The 17,850-nt window shown below is 40.8% G+C and carries 15 protein-coding genes and 1 pseudogene; 3 read left to right on the top strand and 13 right to left on the bottom strand.

Annotated elements, in window-relative coordinates:
- Positions 1 to 369: 369 nt before the first annotated feature.
- The 5 genes from KQ486_RS10460 to hprK form a co-directional block, all read right to left on the bottom strand.
- Positions 370 to 873, bottom strand: a complete 504-nt coding sequence (locus tag KQ486_RS10460; protein ID WP_216687590.1) for an acyltransferase — start codon at positions 871 to 873, stop codon at positions 370 to 372.
- A gap of 28 nt (positions 874 to 901) precedes the next feature.
- Entirely contained in the window at positions 902 to 1,543 is a 642-nt protein-coding gene (gene ppaX, locus KQ486_RS10465) for a pyrophosphatase PpaX (RefSeq protein WP_216687591.1), read from the bottom strand.
- Positions 1,540 to 2,487, bottom strand: a complete 948-nt coding sequence (locus tag KQ486_RS10470) for a nucleoside recognition domain-containing protein (protein ID WP_144163504.1) — start codon at positions 2,485 to 2,487, stop codon at positions 1,540 to 1,542. Before KQ486_RS10470 ends, ppaX begins: the two co-directional genes overlap by 4 nt.
- 34 nt (positions 2,488 to 2,521) lie before the next feature.
- Positions 2,522 to 3,445 (bottom strand): prolipoprotein diacylglyceryl transferase, encoded by a 924-nt coding sequence (gene lgt, locus KQ486_RS10475; RefSeq protein ID WP_144163505.1) that lies wholly within the window; start codon positions 3,443 to 3,445, stop codon positions 2,522 to 2,524.
- Between the two features lie 81 nt (positions 3,446 to 3,526).
- Positions 3,527 to 4,465 (bottom strand): HPr(Ser) kinase/phosphatase, encoded by a 939-nt coding sequence (hprK, locus tag KQ486_RS10480; RefSeq protein ID WP_144163506.1) that lies wholly within the window; start codon positions 4,463 to 4,465, stop codon positions 3,527 to 3,529.
- Positions 4,466 to 4,649: 184 nt separating this feature from the next.
- Here hprK and KQ486_RS10485 point away from each other — a divergent pair, with 184 nt between their 5' ends.
- Positions 4,650 to 5,486 carry a YrhK family protein gene (locus tag KQ486_RS10485; protein WP_216687592.1) on the top strand — a complete coding sequence of 279 codons (837 nt, stop codon included), beginning with the start codon at positions 4,650 to 4,652 and terminating at the stop codon, positions 5,484 to 5,486.
- 61 nt (positions 5,487 to 5,547) lie between these two features.
- On the opposite strand, the gene KQ486_RS10490 is transcribed toward KQ486_RS10485, so the two are convergent.
- The gene (locus tag KQ486_RS10490; RefSeq protein ID WP_144163508.1) at positions 5,548 to 5,904 is read right to left on the bottom strand and encodes a phage holin family protein; all 357 of its coding nucleotides are present in this window, start codon (positions 5,902 to 5,904) and stop codon (positions 5,548 to 5,550) included.
- 28 nt (positions 5,905 to 5,932) lie between these two features.
- The gene (locus tag KQ486_RS10495; RefSeq protein ID WP_144163509.1) at positions 5,933 to 7,006 is read right to left on the bottom strand and encodes a DUF4097 family beta strand repeat-containing protein; all 1,074 of its coding nucleotides are present in this window, start codon (positions 7,004 to 7,006) and stop codon (positions 5,933 to 5,935) included.
- A gap of 137 nt (positions 7,007 to 7,143) precedes the next feature.
- Between KQ486_RS10495 and KQ486_RS10500 the strand changes: the two genes are divergently transcribed.
- A complete protein-coding gene (locus KQ486_RS10500; protein WP_216687593.1) occupies positions 7,144 to 7,776 on the top strand; it encodes a hypothetical protein in 633 nt (210 codons plus the stop codon).
- A gap of 53 nt (positions 7,777 to 7,829) precedes the next feature.
- On the opposite strand, the gene bshB2 is transcribed toward KQ486_RS10500, so the two are convergent.
- The 6 genes from bshB2 to KQ486_RS10530 all read right to left on the bottom strand — a co-directional run bounded on the left by bshB2 (position 7,830) and on the right by KQ486_RS10530 (position 17,498).
- Positions 7,830 to 8,516 carry a bacillithiol biosynthesis deacetylase BshB2 gene (gene bshB2 / locus KQ486_RS10505; RefSeq protein WP_144163511.1) on the bottom strand — a complete coding sequence of 229 codons (687 nt, stop codon included), beginning with the start codon at positions 8,514 to 8,516 and terminating at the stop codon, positions 7,830 to 7,832.
- Positions 8,517 to 8,543: 27 nt separating this feature from the next.
- On the bottom strand, positions 8,544 to 8,897 hold the full coding sequence (locus tag KQ486_RS10510) for a YojF family protein (RefSeq protein WP_144163512.1): 354 nt from the start codon (positions 8,895 to 8,897) through the stop codon (positions 8,544 to 8,546).
- A 30-nt stretch (positions 8,898 to 8,927) separates the two neighbouring features.
- The gene (gene uvrA / locus KQ486_RS10515; RefSeq protein ID WP_216687594.1) at positions 8,928 to 11,789 is read right to left on the bottom strand and encodes an excinuclease ABC subunit UvrA; all 2,862 of its coding nucleotides are present in this window, start codon (positions 11,787 to 11,789) and stop codon (positions 8,928 to 8,930) included.
- A gap of 6 nt (positions 11,790 to 11,795) precedes the next feature.
- Positions 11,796 to 13,775, bottom strand: coding sequence for an excinuclease ABC subunit UvrB (gene uvrB, locus KQ486_RS10520; RefSeq protein WP_216687595.1), 1,980 nt, complete (start codon positions 13,773 to 13,775; stop codon positions 11,796 to 11,798).
- Between the two features lie 488 nt (positions 13,776 to 14,263).
- On the bottom strand, positions 14,264 to 15,913 hold the full coding sequence (locus tag KQ486_RS10525; protein ID WP_216687596.1) for a hypothetical protein: 1,650 nt from the start codon (positions 15,911 to 15,913) through the stop codon (positions 14,264 to 14,266).
- 904 nt (positions 15,914 to 16,817) lie between these two features.
- Positions 16,818 to 17,498 (bottom strand): hypothetical protein, encoded by a 681-nt coding sequence (locus KQ486_RS10530; protein WP_216687597.1) that lies wholly within the window; start codon positions 17,496 to 17,498, stop codon positions 16,818 to 16,820.
- Between the two features lie 226 nt (positions 17,499 to 17,724).
- On the opposite strand from KQ486_RS10530, the pseudogene KQ486_RS10535 reads away from it, so the two are divergent.
- Positions 17,725 to 17,817, top strand: a pseudogene (locus KQ486_RS10535) (IS3 family transposase); the annotation flags it as partial.
- Between the last annotated feature and the right edge of the window lie 33 nt (positions 17,818 to 17,850).

Raw genomic sequence — 17,850 nt, forward strand, 5'->3', positions numbered from 1 at the left:
TATTAATTCTCCTCATATTTATTAGATTAAGTTTAATTGACCTTATAAAATCTGTCCAACCAAGTGTAACCGATTCAGCAACTTTCTGCGGCCGTTCGAGGGTATAGAGACCTTCTATAAGACTTTCCAGCAACTTTTTCCGCCCATTCAGGGGTATAGAGACCCCCTATAAGACTTTCCTACAACTTTTCCCGCCCGTTCGAGAGTATAGAGCCTCTCTATAAGACTTTCCTACAACTTTTTTCGCCCGCTCGGGGGTATAGAGCCTCTCTATAAGACTCTCCAGCAACTTTCTGCGGCCGTTCGAGGGTATAGAGCATTCCAAAATCAAAAAGAGTCCCCCACTAAAACGCGGGGAACTCCTCACCATCATTTTCTATTTTCCATTTCTTCTTTCGTGTAAATCAATTTCATTGGATTACCACCGACGAACGCTCCGGCAGGAACATCTTCATGCACCAGTGTAGCCGCTGAAACGATTGCTCCATCACCAATCGTCACACCGGGCAAAATCGTGCAGTTCGCTCCAATCATCACTTCATCACCGATGATGACATCCCCTAATCGGTATTCATCAATTAAGTATTCATGAGCTAAAATCGTCGTGTTATAGCCGATGATTGTATTTCGACCGATTGTTATTTTTTCAGGAAACATCAAGTCAGGCATGACCATCAAAGCAAGAGACGTTTCACGATCGATCTTCATCCGCAAAAACGTTCGGTATAACCAACGTTTTAAACGAAGAGAGGGGGTGTAGCGCCCTATTTGGATAAAGATAAAATTTTTCGCGACTTTAAAAAACGATACCGTTTGATAAATATGCCATAGCGAGTTCGCGCCCTTTACGGGATATCGTGTTGTTTTCCGCATGGCTACCCACCTCTCCATTTTACGTTTCTTATTTTCCTTGAACGATTTTTTCTAAATCAGAAATGTGCTCAAGCATGTAATGTGGATCGAATGTTTGTAAAAATTCCGTGCCTTTGGCCGACCAAGCGACACCTGTAGCCAAAACGCCTGCATTGTGAGCCGCTTCGAGGTCGTGTGAATTGTCACCGACCATCATCGTCGTCATTGGATCTGCTTTCAATTGGTCCATCGCTTCGACCAATGCTTCCGGATGAGGTTTGGCATTGTCGACATCATCCAAGCCGATGATGACATCGAAGAATTGATCAATCCCTGTCAACACCATTCCTTTGATGGCTGTATCCCGTAGCTTACTCGTAACGATCGCCATCTTGATGCCTTTTTCATGAAGGTTTTTAACCGTTTCAAAAACACCATCAAAAGCTTTCACTAAACGGTCATGGTTTTCCAAGTTATGCGAACGGTAGGTGTCCATCATTTCATCTACTTGGTCTGGTCGAATTTTCATTAATGAATCGCGAAGAGGCGGTCCAATAAACGCTTGGATTTCATCCTCTGTATATTCTCTGTCTGCATATTGCTTAATCGTATGCTGAAAAGACCCCATGATCAAGTCGTTTGTATCAAGCAACGTTCCATCTAAATCAAATAAAATCGTTTCTATTTTCATGTTTGAATCGGTTCCTTTCTCCGTAGTGTTTTGTCTTTTTCAACTCGTTTCCATATTACCGCAACCGTAATCGTCAAGATGAGCGCTGTAACGAACCGGATAAGCAGTAATGGCCATACTGGTATGCCGAGCGGGATGAAGATGAGTGTATCCTCAACAACTGCGTGACATGTCACGAGAAAAATCATCACGAGGTACATATCTTTTTTGGAAACATGATCTTCTTTCACCGCTTGGATCATCACACCTGCCCCGTAAGCAAGCCCAATCGTGAGCCCTGCTACCAACGTCATCGAAGCATTTCGCTCAACGCCGATCACTTTTGTGAATGGCGCGAGTTTCCGCGACATCCAATCCATCCAATGACGATCGCGTAACCATTGCATAACGATCATCAGCGGTATGACTATCAATGCCAATTGTAAAATCGCCAACGTTGCTGTTTGTACGGCATTTAAGACAATCGCTGTCCAGCCCTCCGGTTCAGCTTGAGAACTGATCATCCCATATTGAGCCGCTTCACTTCCGCCCTTCCACAACAAATTAACTAGGAATGCAGCAACCAACGCCAAGCCGACACGAACGAGTAAGATCACCCAAAATTTAATGCCGACTTTTGAAGCGACTGCTGATTCAATGAATAAGTTATGGCAAAACGAAAGCATAATCGCCATGATGAAAACTTCTTTCACCGTAAACTCAAAGCTGACAATCGCAGCAATGCCTGCATACAGATTCAAGAAATTTCCCAACACCAATGGGACGGCAGCTTCGCCGGATAAGCCAATGAATTTCATGAACGGCTCCAGCCACTCAATCACCATTGGCATTACCGGTGTGAACTGCAAAATCGTCACGATCAATGTAATTGGAAAAATGACTTTCCCCAATGTCCACGTTAGATTCAGCCCGCTAAACAGACCTTTTTGCAACGTTCCAGTCAATTGACATACTCCTTTTCCGCTTGATGCTGAGTCGTTATTTCTTCTTACCTTTTTGGTTCTTCTTTTTCACGTTTTTCTGCTGGTTCGCTTTTTTGTTTTTCGACGGACTTCCCTTCTTGTAACCACCGACAGGCGTACCATCATACAATTCATCTGCATAACCTTTTTGCTTACGATAGAACATGACAATGAGCGAGCCTGCAATCAATAGAATGGATACCAACTGAGCCGTACGCAATTCAACAACGAATAAATCGATATATAAACTATCCGTACGCATGCCTTCGATAAAGAATCGGCCGACAGAGTACCAAATTAAATAGTTTAAGAAAATAACGCCACGTCTTGGGTTCACTTTATATCGTAAAATCAATAACAAAACCAAAACGAGCACATTCCACATCGACTCATATAAAAAAGTCGGATGCATGTATGTTCCATCAACACACATTTGGTTCATAATCCAATTCGGTAAATATTGGTGGAAATTTTGATAGGCTTGCTCAGATATCGGCCCACCATACGCTTCTTGGTTCATGAAGTTACCCCAGCGACCAAGAATTTGCCCAATCAATAAGCTCGGAGCAGCAATATCGGCAATTTTCCAAAAGGACACTTCTTTTACTTTTGCATAAAAATACGCAGTTATTACAGAAAACAATAACGCCCCGTGAATCGCCAGGCCACCTTCACGAATATCGATAATATCCATCAGTGAATTGTAACGTTCCCATTCAAAAACAACGTAATAAAGTCGTGCACCGACGATGGCTGCGGGTACGGCAAAAATCAATAGATCAACGAAAAAATCTTTATGTAGACCGAGACGCTTTCCTTCTTGGGTGGCAACAACTAAAGCAATTAACGCCCCCATCATGATCAGAAAGCCATACCAATAAATCGGTAACGAACCAATTTCGATAAACACTCGATCATATGGCTCTTGTGTACAATACATCGAATCTCTCCTGTCTTTCCTTAACTAGACAACTTAATACGAATTCTATTTCAGCAGACTACTTGTAAATAAGACTTGTTCCTATTCAATCTCGGTACTATCTACATCATCAAAAACCGAGTTTAGCCGTTCGGAAAATTCCTCTGCCGTATTGACGCCCATTCGTTTCAAGCGGAAGTTCATCGCGGCCACTTCAATAATGACGGATAAGTTTCTCCCTGGGCGAACCGGAATAATTGCTTTCGGTAAATCCACGTCCATAATTTTCATCCGATCCTCATCAAGGCCGAGGCGGTCATATTGCTTGTTTTCTTCCCATGTTTCCAAATGAACAACAAGTGAAATCCGTTTATAATTACGGACTGCCCCTGCACCGAATAAAGTCATGACGTTGATGATTCCCAAGCCTCGAATTTCCAATAAATATTCAATTAAATTCGGTGGATTCCCAATGAGTGTATCATAGTCTTCCTGGCGAATCTCCACATTATCATCAGCGACTAATCGATGCCCTCTTTTGACAAGCTCCAATGCGGTCTCACTTTTACCGATCCCGCTTTTTCCGGTAATCAAGACACCTACACCGTACACATCCACTAATACACCATGGACAGCCGTTGTCGGTGCGAACCTTGTTTCCAAGTAGTTTGTCAAGCGACTGATGACCCGCGTTGTTTTATGAAGCGAACGCATTAACGGTACACCTGCTTCATCTGCTACATCAATCAATCCTTGAGGTACGTCCTGACCACGCGTAATGACGATCCCTGGTGTGACATCCGTACAAAGATTATCCATCAACTGCCGCATTTCATTATTCGGAAGATCGATCAAAAAGGATAACTCCGTACGCCCCATTAATTGGAGACGCTCTTTCGGGTAATATTTAAAATAACCAGCCATTTCCATCCCTGGACGGGAGATATCACTCGTTACAATTTCTCTATGTAAACCGTCTTTTCCGCCAATTAGCTCTAAATGAAACTGTTCCAATAAATCTCTGGTCTGCACCTTGATCATCTATGATTCCTCCAAACATTCATCACTCATCATCATACCATTTCTTAGGAATAATCGCATAACTCATGATAGATTTTTCATGATTTTAAACAAAACAATCATTAAGAAAGTGTGTAAAGCGAAGGAATCCGGGTAAATAATATCTATGATGACATAAGAGACAATTGAAGAAGGAGGGAACATGATGAAAAGGTTCGTTCCTAAAATCAAAACGAAAGAAGATCAACAACGAAATAAATATGACTTAGAAATCAAAAATGGACATTTTAAAATATATTTCACTGAAAAATACGCCTCCATACAGCTATTTGGCGATATTGCTGTCGGTTTTTTCTTTGTGTTCGGAAGCTTGATTAATATATTCGGTGGACCTTCAGTCATCAGTAATAGCGCTTATTTAGTCGGAAGTCTTTCACTTACCGTCCGCCCAATTTTAAAGATCATTCGCCGCACTTGGATTTACAATGAGAAAAAAGAAGACGACCAAGACATTACTGATTATCGACAAACTCATTCAACGACAGAAGAATACAGACGTGTCAAAGACCAAGCCATTCATGTAAATGGTGAGTTTTCAGAAGATGTCCAGCAAGCTTTCCTTGACCGAGGAGAACTTAAGGATGAAGGTGGCATGGAAGTCACACGGAAAGGAGCACACTTTGAAAGTCATACAATCGGAAAGGATATTCAATTAGACACTAAAAACGAACTCTCAAGCGAAGAAGAAATGATGGAACAAAGTGAGGATTCGACGCAGCCATCCAGTCATTCAAAAGGACAAATTAATCTTGACCACAAAGCAGAAGAAAAGAACGAACAAGAAGAAACTGCCGACAATACACCCGATCCGAAAGAGGGACAAGAACAGAATGATTCGGAAACGGACGAAGATGATACAGGAACCGACCGAGGTTTCTTCCACCATGACGCCAGCGAAGATAACAGTGAAAGCAATGAAGACGAACAATCACTTTCCGTCGACCCTGAAGATCGTGAAGAAAAAGAAAAAGATTCGTCATAACAAAACAAAGCGAAAACGCTCCAACAGTTGTGTTAGAGCGTTTTTATCATTGGTCTATATTTTACTTCGCTATATCTTTCACTAATCTTTCCAGTAACGTATTTAACAAGGAAATGATTAGTGCAGCGAGAATCGCCCAACCAAATCCGTCAATGATGAACGTATCACCCATCATCCACTGGGCAAGCATCAAGGTAATCGCGTTAATGACAAATAGAAACAGGCCAAGCGTAAAAATCGTGATTGGCAATGTAAAAATCAAAATAATCGGTTTCACAATCACATTTAAAATCGATAAAATGAACGCAGCTATTAAGGCATAACCGAAATGCTCAATTTTCACGGCATCGAAGAGCTCTGCCACAGCAATAATCGCAACAGCATTGAGGATAATTGAAATAATCCATTTTCGCAGCATCAAAAAACTCCTTACTTTAAACGTTTTCTTATTTTTCGATAATAGGATTTACCTTAATATTACCTGTTTTTGTTGATAGGTCAATGTCCAAATATTCTTTTTCTTGATCGGTATTATAGAATTGAGCCTGTTTTTTCATCAGCTGTTCATCCATGTTCATTTTCATGACGTCCTTCAGTTGGACGTCAATATTACCAATCGACGTATTCGCTGAGCCGATCATCGGTATGTCTTCCGGCAGATAGATTTGGATGGATCCAGTCATCGTTTCAACATACAAAGATTTTGCTTGCTTGTTCCGAAGATAGTTTCGAACACTACCGGTTACCACATAAATATCCAAATCTTCCATCGAACCGTCGACATAGACGGAACCCGTCGTTGCTGTCAGTTTACCCTTCGTGAATTGAACATCATCAAGCTTAATCGATCCGTGCTTTGTTTCGACATACAATGCATCACCCGTATATTCATCCATCGTAATACTTCCATTGGTTGTCGAAATGCTTGCTTGCTCAAAATGAGTCGATAGAAATTTCATCGAGCCATTAAATGCTTTGAACGATGCCTTCTCATATTTTTTCTTCGGCAAATAGATTACTAATTTAGTTTGTATATTATTATCCTCTGTTTCAAAGCGTAATGTGTCCCCTGTAAGCCCGACTTCCGTATAGCGGTCGAAATACTCCTCCGCCTTTAGCTGATCATTTTCCTTATACACCTTCGCTTTACAATCAATGACGATTTCACTCGAACCAATCGGCAAAAATTCCAACGTTGTATTAAATAAATCGAAGTCTAGATGATTCACTTGGCTAACTGGAAACGTATACTTACGGTGAATATCCATTTGTTGAAAGTTAAATTCAAATGGCCCGTCTTTAACACGTTGAAATGTATCGTTTAAAAGATTTTTAACACCCTCAGTAAAGCTACGGACATCTTGTTTGAACCTCTCTTGTGTATAGCCTTCACTGTTATTTTTTTGACGTCCTTTTTCAGCTTCTGTTTCATCTACATCATCCAATAAACGATCCGCTTCATCGCTCGTAATTTGACCCTCTTCCAAAAGCCTCAAAATACGTTTTCTTTTTTCACTCATAAATTTTCCTCCATTAATACATCATCTTCATCTTATGTTTATTATAGTGGATTTAGACATCAAAAGGAATCAAGCAACAGTCTGAAAATTCAAGCAAAAAAACTCATCCTCGCGACCGAGCTGGTGATTAGCATGTGGTGACTGATGAAAAACGCGTGTTAACTGGTGATAAACGAAGGCTGACTGTTGATAAATGCTGGCTAACTGGCGATAAACTTACGCTAACTGCTGATAAACGTGCGTTGACTGTCGATAAATGCACGCTGACTGTTGATAAACGCTTGCTAACTGTTGATAAACTCGTGCCAACTGTCGATAAAATAACGCTGACTGTCGATAAACGCGCTCTAACTGTTGATAAGCGCTGGCCAACTGTCGATACACTCATACTGACTGCTGATAAACGCTTGCTGACTGTCGATAAATGCACGCTGACTGTTGATAAACGCTTGCTAACTGTCGATAAACGTGCGCTGACTGTCGATATACTCATGCTGACTGTCGATATACTCATGCTGACTGTTGATAAACTCGTGCCAACTGTCGATAAAATAACGCTGACTGTCGATAAACGCGCTCTAACTGTTGATAAACTCGTGCCAACTGTCGATAAAATAGCGCTGACTGTCGATAAACGCGCTCTAACTGTTGATAAACGTGCGCTGACTGCTGATAAACGCTTGCTAACTGTTGATAAACTCGTGCCAACTGTCGATAAACTCATGCAACTACTGATAAAAGCACCCATCCAGCAGTCCCATACAAATTAAAAAAGAGGCCATTGAAAAACAAATCGTTTTCAATGGTCTCTCAGAAAATCAGCTTATTCATTAAAGTTAACCGTATGATAGGTTTCATATCGGAAATGACGCAAGGCGAGGTCAAATTCACTGAGCTCTTCATTTCCTTTGCGAACTTTTTGTAACATGCCATCGATCTGGCTCTTGTGGGCTTTCAATGCATTCAGCTTCTTTTGGAAGACTGTTTTTGTATCAACGACAATGTCAGGGCTCCCTAGGATTTCTTCATGGCCATTTGAGATGGCGTTGGCCCATACCTCTGGCCGTTTCTCTGCATCCATATCACGGATGGCACGGAAAGCTGCGCGTCCCATCGCATTGTGATCAGGATGTACGGCATGAGGTGGATAAAATGTGATGACTAAAGAAGCATCCAATTCTTCAATTCGCTGACGAAGGTCATCAGCTACTTTTTGCTCATCCTCAAATTCCATTGTTTTATCTCGATAGCCGAGCATTTGTAGATCCATGTCGATTTCTTTACATGCTTTAATCAGTTCTTGCTTACGGATTTCAGGTAGTGTCTCGCGGTTTGCAAAAAACGGACTACCCATGTTCCGGCCCATTTCACCGAGTGTTCCACAAAGGTAAGTGACTGGGACACCTGCTTCTCTGAATTTCACGACTGTTCCTGCTGTTCCAAATGATTCATCATCCGGGTGAGGATAAATCACGACGACTTGTTTATGTTTACTGTAATCAATTTCCATGAGACCCCTCCTTTTTGCACATCATTTTTAATAGTTGAATGGTTTTTCGCTCAGCTGCATGGCAACCATCAAGCGACCGTCCGCATCATGTCCTGCCATCAGCAATTGATTGTTTTCATTGAATTCAAAGTCGGTTAATCCTTCTGCATAAATCCAACCGATTTCATGTTTGAGGCCGACACGGTAGGCACCTTCCTGCTCGACAATTTTCCCTTGTGTATAAGTGATTTGAGCATTTCGAACATAGGCCCCTACATTATATGCGTTGGCATCAAAGTGCTTGGCATAAGCACCGTTTGTTGTTTCGACGTGTACATATACTGGTTTGTTCGTCCATTGGTCAAGATACTCTTGGACTTTGTTCAAATTAATTGATTCCATATCCATTCCTCCAACTGCTATTGTTCAGATTTAATTCGATGGTTCCAATAGCTCTTTCATTCGTTTTCGATCTCGTTCCAATATCGGCTTCAAATATTGACCTGTGTGTGACTGCTCTACTTCGGCTACTTCTTCCGGCGTTCCTGTGGCAACGATTTGACCGCCACCGTCTCCGCCTTCAGGTCCTAAGTCGATTAAATAATCGGCAACTTTAATGACATCTAAGTTGTGTTCGATGATCAAGACCGTATCTCCATTATCGACCAATCGTTGCAACACATTGAGCAGTTTAGCGATGTCTTCTGAATGAAGACCTGTTGTCGGCTCATCCAAAATATAAAAGGTTTTACCGTTTGACCGTCGATGCAACTCACTGGCAAGCTTGACGCGCTGTGCTTCGCCCCCTGATAGAGTCGTTGCAGACTGACCTAATCGAACGTATCCTAAACCGACATCATAAATGGTTTGTAGCTTCCGTTTGATTTTAGGAATGTTTTCGAAAAATTCAAGTGCTTCCTCAATCCGTAGGTCAAGTACTTCCGCAATGTTTTTCCCTTTGTATTTCACTTCCAACGTTTCACGGTTATAACGCGTTCCGTGACATACTTCACATGGGACATAAACATCTGGGAGGAAGTGCATTTCAATTTTAATGATTCCATCCCCTTTACAAGCTTCACAGCGTCCGCCTTTTACGTTAAAACTGAAACGTCCTTTTTGATAGCCGCGAATTTTTGCTTCGCTCGTATCCGCAAATAAATCACGAATATTATCAAAAACGCCTGTGTAGGTCGCTGGGTTTGAACGGGGTGTCCGGCCGATTGGTGACTGATCGATGTCGACTACTTTTTCCAATTGCTTTAAGCCCGTAATTTTATCATGTTTGCCTGGCTTTGTTTTCGCTCGTTGCAATTGCTGAGCTAATGCCTTTTGTAAAACACCGTTGATCAGTGTACTTTTACCTGATCCAGAAACACCTGTGACAACATTCATGACACTAAGTGGAATGGATACGTCAATATTTTTTAAGTTGTTTTCGTGTGCACCTTTAATGTTGATCATTTTATTCTTATTCACTTTTCTTCGCTCTGCAGGTAAGTGGATGAATTTTTTGCCGCTTAAATATTGACCTGTCAACGATTCTTCAACTTCCATGACTTCTTTTGGCGGTCCGCTAGCAACGATTTCGCCGCCTTGCGCTCCAGCACCTGGTCCGATGTCGACTAACCAATCGGCTGCAAGCATCGTATCTTCATCGTGCTCAACGACAATGAGCGTGTTATCCAAGTTACGCATTTGCTTGAGCGTCTCGATTAAACGGTCATTATCCCGTTGGTGCAATCCAATCGAAGGTTCATCCAATACATACAGTACACCGGTTAGTGCTGAACCGATTTGTGTTGCTAAACGAATCCGTTGAGCTTCACCACCGGATAAAGTTCCTGCCGACCGAGATAGCGTTAAATAATTCAACCCGACATTTTGCAAAAAGTGCAGACGGTTGTTAATTTCTTTCAAGATCATTTGGGCGATTTGTCGATCTTGCTCGGATAATGATAATTCTTGAAACCAATTCAATGAATCGGTAACCGAAAAATCAGTGACTTCAGAAATATGCTTATGATTGATTTTGACGGACAATACTTCTTCGGATAGACGGTAACCATCACAAGTCGGGCATGTGTGCTCTGCCATATATTTCCCCATCAATTCACGCGTGAAGCTTGAAATCGATTCATGGTAACGACGAGAAATATTGTTGAGTACACCTTCAAAGAAGATTTGATTCTCACGTACTTGGCCTTGCTCATTTTTATAACGGAACTTAATTTTTTCGTCTCCGCTTCCATTCAAAACAATATCCATATGCTCTTTCGGTAAGTCTTTGACTGGTTTTTTCATATCAATGCCGAAATGTTTACATACACTTTTTAAAAGCTGTGGATAATACTGTGAAGACACCGGTTGCCAAGCAGCGATTGCGCCTTTCTGTAATGACAGATCCCAGTCTGGAACAACTAAATCTAGATCCACTTCCAAGTTGGACCCAAGACCATCACATGTTTTACAAGCACCAAATGGACTGTTGAACGAAAACAATCTAGGCTCAAGTTTCCCGACGGTAAACCCACAGATCGGACAGGCCAAATTTTCATTAAACTTCATTTCATCACCGTCGATCAAGTCAACGATCACTTGGCCTTCTCCGAGCTTCAAAGCTGTTTCCATCGAGTCCGCCAGTCGACTTTCGACACCTTCTTTGACGACAATCCGGTCGATGACGACTTCAATCGAGTGCTTTTTATTTTTTTCCAGTTCAATTTCCTCGGAAATTTCTCGCATTTCTCCGTCTACACGTAGACGAATGTACCCTTCTTTTTTCAAGTTAGCCAATACTTTTTTATGCTCACCTTTTCGGTCCGAAATAACGGGAGCAAGTAGTTGGATTTTCGTCCGTTCTTCAAGTTCCATGACTTGATTGACCATTTGTTCGACGGATTGGGCACTGATTTCCACGCCATGTCGCGGACAAATCGGTTTCCCGACTCGTGCATAAAGCAGACGAAGATAATCATAAATCTCTGTCACTGTTCCAACCGTCGAACGTGGGTTACGGCTCGTCGTTTTCTGATCGATGGAAATCGCTGGAGAAAGTCCTTCAATCGCATCAACATCCGGTTTATCCATTTGACCGAGAAACTGTCGTGCATAAGCGGAGAGGGACTCCACATAGCGGCGCTGTCCCTCTGCATAAATCGTATCGAACGCTAAAGATGATTTCCCTGAACCGGATAACCCTGTCATAACGACTAATTTATTTTTTGGGATTTGCACGTTTACATCTTTTAAATTATGCGCACGTGCACCTTGAACGGTAATTTCTTTTGTCATTTACGCTCATCCTTCCACTTTCAGTTCCAATAATGCATCGCGTAGTTCCATCGCTTTTTCGAAATCCAACTCTTTTGCTGCTTGTCGCATTTCTTCTTCCATTTGATCGATGAACTTCTGTTTCTCTTCTTTCGATAAATTCGCATACTCGGAAATCAGTTCAGCTTGCTGATCGTCTTCTGAATCATAAGTGGCGCGAATGACATCGCGGATTTCCTTTTTGATCGTTGTCGGTGTAATGCCGTGTTTCTCGTTATAAGCCATTTGCTTTTCACGGCGTCGGTTCGTCTCTTCAATCGCGGCCTGCATGGAATCTGTCATTTTGTCAGCATACATGTGTACTTGTCCGTTCTCATTCCGTGCAGCACGGCCAGACGTCTGAATCAATGAACGCTGGGAACGGAGGAACCCTTCTTTGTCCGCATCCAAAATAGAAACGAGCGACACTTCTGGAATATCGAGTCCTTCACGTAACAAGTTAATGCCGACAAGAACGTCGTATTTCCCGATTCGCAAGTCGCGAATGATTTGAATCCGCTCCAATGTTTTGATTTCACTGTGCAAATAGGCAACTTTGATGCCCATTTCTTGCAAATAATCCGTTAGGTCCTCAGACATTTTAATCGTTAACGTCGTAACCAACACACGTTCATTTCGTTCAATCCGTTTATTGATTTCACCAATCAGGTCATCAATCTGTCCCTTACTTGGTTTCACGGTAATTTCAGGATCCAACAAACCTGTCGGACGGATAATTTGCTCAACCATTTTCGGTGTATGCTCAAGCTCATAAGGACCCGGTGTGGCTGAAACATAAATTGCTTGGTCCACATGCTTCTCCCATTCTTCAAATTTCAACGGACGGTTGTCCAATGCTGAAGGAAGACGGAAGCCATGTTCAACGAGCGTCATTTTTCTGGCACGGTCTCCATTATACATTCCACGAATTTGCGGCAACGTAACGTGCGACTCATCGATGACCATCAATGAATCATCTGGGAAATAATCCAGTAATGTATATGGCGTTGCACCTTCATCGCGCAACGTTAAATGACGAGAGTAGTTTTCGATTCCTGAACAGAAACCCATTTCACGCATCATTTCCAAATCATAATTCGTCCGTTGCTCAAGTCGTTGCGCTTCAAGAAGCTTTCCTTGCTCCTCAAATTTCGCCAACTGCTCTTCCAGTTCTTTTTCAATATTTTTAATGGCAATCTGCATTTTTTCATCTCTTGTGACGAAGTGGGATGCCGGGAAGATCGCTACGTGATCACGATCACCGATAATCTCGCCAGTCAAAGCATCCACTTCACGGATCCGGTCAATTTCATCACCAAAAAACTCAATCCGGATACAATGCTCTTCGCGTGAGGCTGGTATAATCTCCAAGGAATCTCCACGGACCCGGAACGTACCACGTTGAAAATCGATATCATTTCTTGCATATTGAATATCGACAAGGTCACGTAACACTTCATTACGCTCTTTTTCCATGCCGACACGAAGCGAGAGTACTAAATCGCGGTATTCCGTTGGATTCCCTAACCCGTAGATACAGGATACACTCGCGACAATCAGCACATCCTGGCGTTCAAACAACGAGGATGTTGCCGAGTGACGCAGCTTATCAATTTCATCATTGATGCTCGCGTCTTTTTCAATAAATGTATCAGAGCTCGGCACATAAGCTTCCGGTTGATAGTAATCGTAATAACTCACGAAATACTCAACGGCATTATTTGGAAAAAATTCTTTAAACTCACTATATAATTGTCCAGCCAATGTCTTGTTGTGAGCAATGACAAGGGTTGGACGATTGATTTCTTTCACAACATTCGAGACAGTAAACGTTTTCCCCGTTCCTGTCGCTCCTAATAAGGTTTGATGTTTTTGTTTCTTTTCGATTCCATTGACCAATTGTTCGATCGCTCGAGGCTGATCTCCCTCTGGCTGGAACTCAGAAAACAACTCAAATTTTTGACTCAAACACATCATCTCCAAAAATAATTTCACTAATCTATTTTAACATGTCACGAACAAAAGTTCTATTGTAGTGACTTGGCCTTATATACCTTAAGAATATTTTCTTCTACTCACTTTTGCAAAGAATGTGATGTCTAAGATTTTCCATAAAAAGAACGACAAGGTTGTGATAAAAGTTCTTTAAAAAATAAAAACCGAACAATTTAGGCGTAAAAAATTGTTCGGGTTTTCTTCTTAGTTGGCGCTCCATCAAAATACTTCGCTTGCACCCAAAGGGCATAAGGCGACATCTGCGATAAATCGCAGTGTCTTCTATACCGCGGGCACGGCTCGAGCCTCCTCGGCCGAAAACCGTGGCCTGTGGGGTCTCGAGTCACGTGCTGTTCCCGCAGGCGTCTACGTATTTTGATTCCGCTTCCTATCTTTACTTGTTATATAAATAGTCATCTTTTGCATCAATATTTTTCTTTTGTCTCAGTTTTCCCGATAATTCAGTCCTTCTTTTGGTCGTCTTCATTGCTGCGTAACTCTTCAATCAACGACATCAGTTCATCTTCGTAGAGAGCTTTTTCATTGATGTTATGCTCACTATTTTTCGGTTCTTCAATTTTTTCTTGTTCCGTATGTCTTGGTCCAGTTCGGTTTGCTCTTTGATTCGGAGCGTCCAGTTTTTCTGGCGACGCTTGTTTCGGTGGTTCAAGTTGATCTTGCTCGCTTGAATCACTTTCCAAAAAGTCTAAGAACGAATCATGCGATTGTTCAATTTTTGGTTGCTTCTCTAAGTCAGATGATTCAAGCTTATCCTGTTCGTTCCACTCGATTGAAAATTGTTCTTCTTCCATGTTTCTATTCGTTGTGTAACTTTCAGGTGAATCCGACTGATGATATTTTTGCTGATTCTTTTCCGTCGCGGTTACAACTTCATCTAAATCAAATTCTTCTGTTTGACTCGGTTGCAGGCTAAACTTTGGCTTTTCTTTAACAAACACCAAGCCCAGTTCGTGACGTTCATTTTGATAGATGGGACGTTGTACGAATCGAACTTCCCCATCTAAATTTTTCACAGACAGCTTACAATAGGTTTGATTGACACTCATAATTTCATAAAACTCATGTTCATTACTCACTGGGTGATCGTGGACTCGGACAATTTTTTCACCGATGACTAAGCCCATTTCATCCGCAGGTGAGTGTGGTGTGATGCCGACAATTTGGATTCCGTCTGGTTGTGGACTATAAATCGAGCGTTTTCCTGACTCGCTCATGTAAGTAGCCCATTGAATCAATAGGCGTCCAACAATCGCAACTGCTAGAAATACATAAACCCATTCTGGATAAAAATATAGCCCGACCGCCAGAGCTAACAGTACGACGAACAACAGCGTAAGTTTTTTGGCTAGCTGCTTGGCTCCGTGATCACTCAACGTGCTATGGAAACGCTGCTGGAAACCAATAATAGCTGGGAATAACATGAGACTAAACGTTGTGGAACCCATTTCAAACATTGGCCACCACGGCAGCCACTGGTCCAGTTGTAATGCTGTTCCTTGAATCGGAACAAAAAATGGAATGAGCATGAGTCGTTTCGCCGAATGAAAGCCGACGAACTTACCGCGGTCACTTTTTTCTAACCCAGGGAATGTCCGTGAGCGTTTCGTCGTTGTGACCAATATAATTTCCGCCAAAAATAGAACGAGCATGATATAGCTTACAAAGACAAAATCGACGGTGTAAATCGCATCCGAAATGGCTTGATTAATAATCGTTATATCAAAGAAGTTCAATAGCCAGATCGTCAATGCAGAAATCCCGATTGTATAGATCGGCGACAGTAAACGGGTTTGGTTAAATAACAGAAATAGAAGTGTAACTGCGGATACGAACAGCATCCATTCATAACTAATCAATCCGCCGGTCAATAAAATCCCGATAGAAAGAAGCAAGCCAAATAACAGGCCTGTTAACCAAGTTTTCTTCCATTCTGCTGTGATTTCAAAAATCCGGTGACCGAACTGCTTACGTTCCTTTTCAATTCGTTTATACCCTGTCCAAAACGCAAAGATTATGGCTGCATATAAAAGAGGTTGCCATGTCACACGTAAAATTCCTAGTCCGATCTCAACCAGCCATTCCATCCACACGTTCAATCCCTCACTCTCTCTAAGAAGCAACTTCGTCTATTTAAAGATCTATTGTAAATTTTAATACATTGTATTTGAAATTACTAAACAGGGCTATCGAAAAACTCGTTAATACTATATACATTTCGTCAAAGCTAGTGCAGAATCCTGCAAACTTTGCTAATAAAATTCTAGATTAGTAGGTTATGTAGCTCCCAACTGTATATGTCCCCAAAAACTTGAGTTATGAACCTCTTATGGTGAAATTTCCTTATTGTTGATGTCAGCTATGCGAACTGTTTGGAAAATACGTGTTCAGGGGTAGTAGGTATTCACTCTCTGGGAAATATGCTTTCAGTTGTAAGAAATATGCCTCTAACCCTATGTCATATCGACCAAACTATGATTCATGTTTCGATAGATTCTTGGTGCGGTTAGTCTTGAAAAAAATGCTTACTGAATTTTAGGTATCAGTATATTACAACATGTAATTATGGATCCTAGCTAAATACAAAAATCATTCCAATATAAAACTTTTTGAAGGATTTCAACTGAATTATATAGAGTGGGATTATAAAGGCGAAGAAACTTTAACTTTTGTATATGTACATGAAACTTTCACTGATAGTTATGTTGCAACAGATGGCGGTAATTTTACATTAGATGTTACAAGTTATGGAACAAATTTTAATAGTTTCAGTGCAACAATGTATGTTAACGGTAATTATCATTCTTCAAAACCAGTGGCATATTCTGATGGCAACGGTACTGTTGAATTTAGTAGTATTCCAGCTGGTAGCACAGTGAAATTCTATATTGGAGTGAGTATAGACGATACCGTTAATATTAAATTTTATGATTAATGATTGATGACTAATGTGATTAAATCGACTACGGAAATGACATAGTCGTTTTTTTATTTATCTTAATTATCCACATTTTTCACAGATACATCGTAACCTTGAATCTTAGAGATAGAATTAAACTTCTGAGTATTTAACAGTTCCTTAACCTCTTTTTCAATTTCTTTCATTTTTGATTGAACATATTGATCGGTTCCCTTAATTTTTGTTTCTATTGTAATAGACTTTTGATATTGTGATTTTATATCGATTACTTCATCAAAAACCTGAAGTTCTTTTAATAAAGTTTCCGTTATGGCTAATAATTCACTATGAATTTCGTTCAATCTCTCCCTCTCTTTGAAAGAAGAAACATACTTAGTAACAGAAATTAAATGTTCGTTAAGAATTGTACCTTCAATTAACTTTTTCACTGAATTCTCTATATCTTTTTCAACCGATGTTAAATACTTTTGAGAACCTTTCACTTCTACTACTATTGTATTTGACGGATATTTGGTTTTTATCACTGCAATATTATAGTTGGGTTGTAATTCTGCTTTAATCTTCTGTAAAATTCGGCTAATTTCTTTATTGGTCTCATCACTTGAAGGGATTAGTTCTGAATCTTTCACCTCTTCATTAGTGCTACTTATTATTGTTTGATTAAATAAAAAGGTTGAACCTAATCCCACAACAAAAAAATTCCGATTAAAATGATGATGTTTTTTTTCATTTTTTATTCTCCCCCCCCCTTTTAACAAAATTTACATCTATTATTCATTATTATTCAAAAGTATTTAATTAATTCTAACTTAAAGGTATTTTTTAAAATCTCGGTGTGGCGATTTTTAGCTTAGGCGAAACACATTAAACTTCCCATCACTTTACAACCTTGTGGTTGAAAGTGGGGGATTCTCGGCGTAATCGCCAGTTATTGATTAGGCTAGACCCTCAGTACTTACGGTTAGAAGTCTTATGGCTTCTTTGGTTTTTTACTACAATAACGAACGAATAAAAATAAAGTTGGCTGGTTTAAGTCCAGTACAATACCGAACTCAAACCAGCCAAACAGCTGCATAATAAAACTCTAACTTTAAGGGGTCACTACCAAAG

This window comes from Allobacillus halotolerans (genome assembly GCF_018967645.1).
Classification (GTDB): Bacteria; Bacillota; Bacilli; order Bacillales; family Alkalibacillaceae; genus Allobacillus; species Allobacillus halotolerans.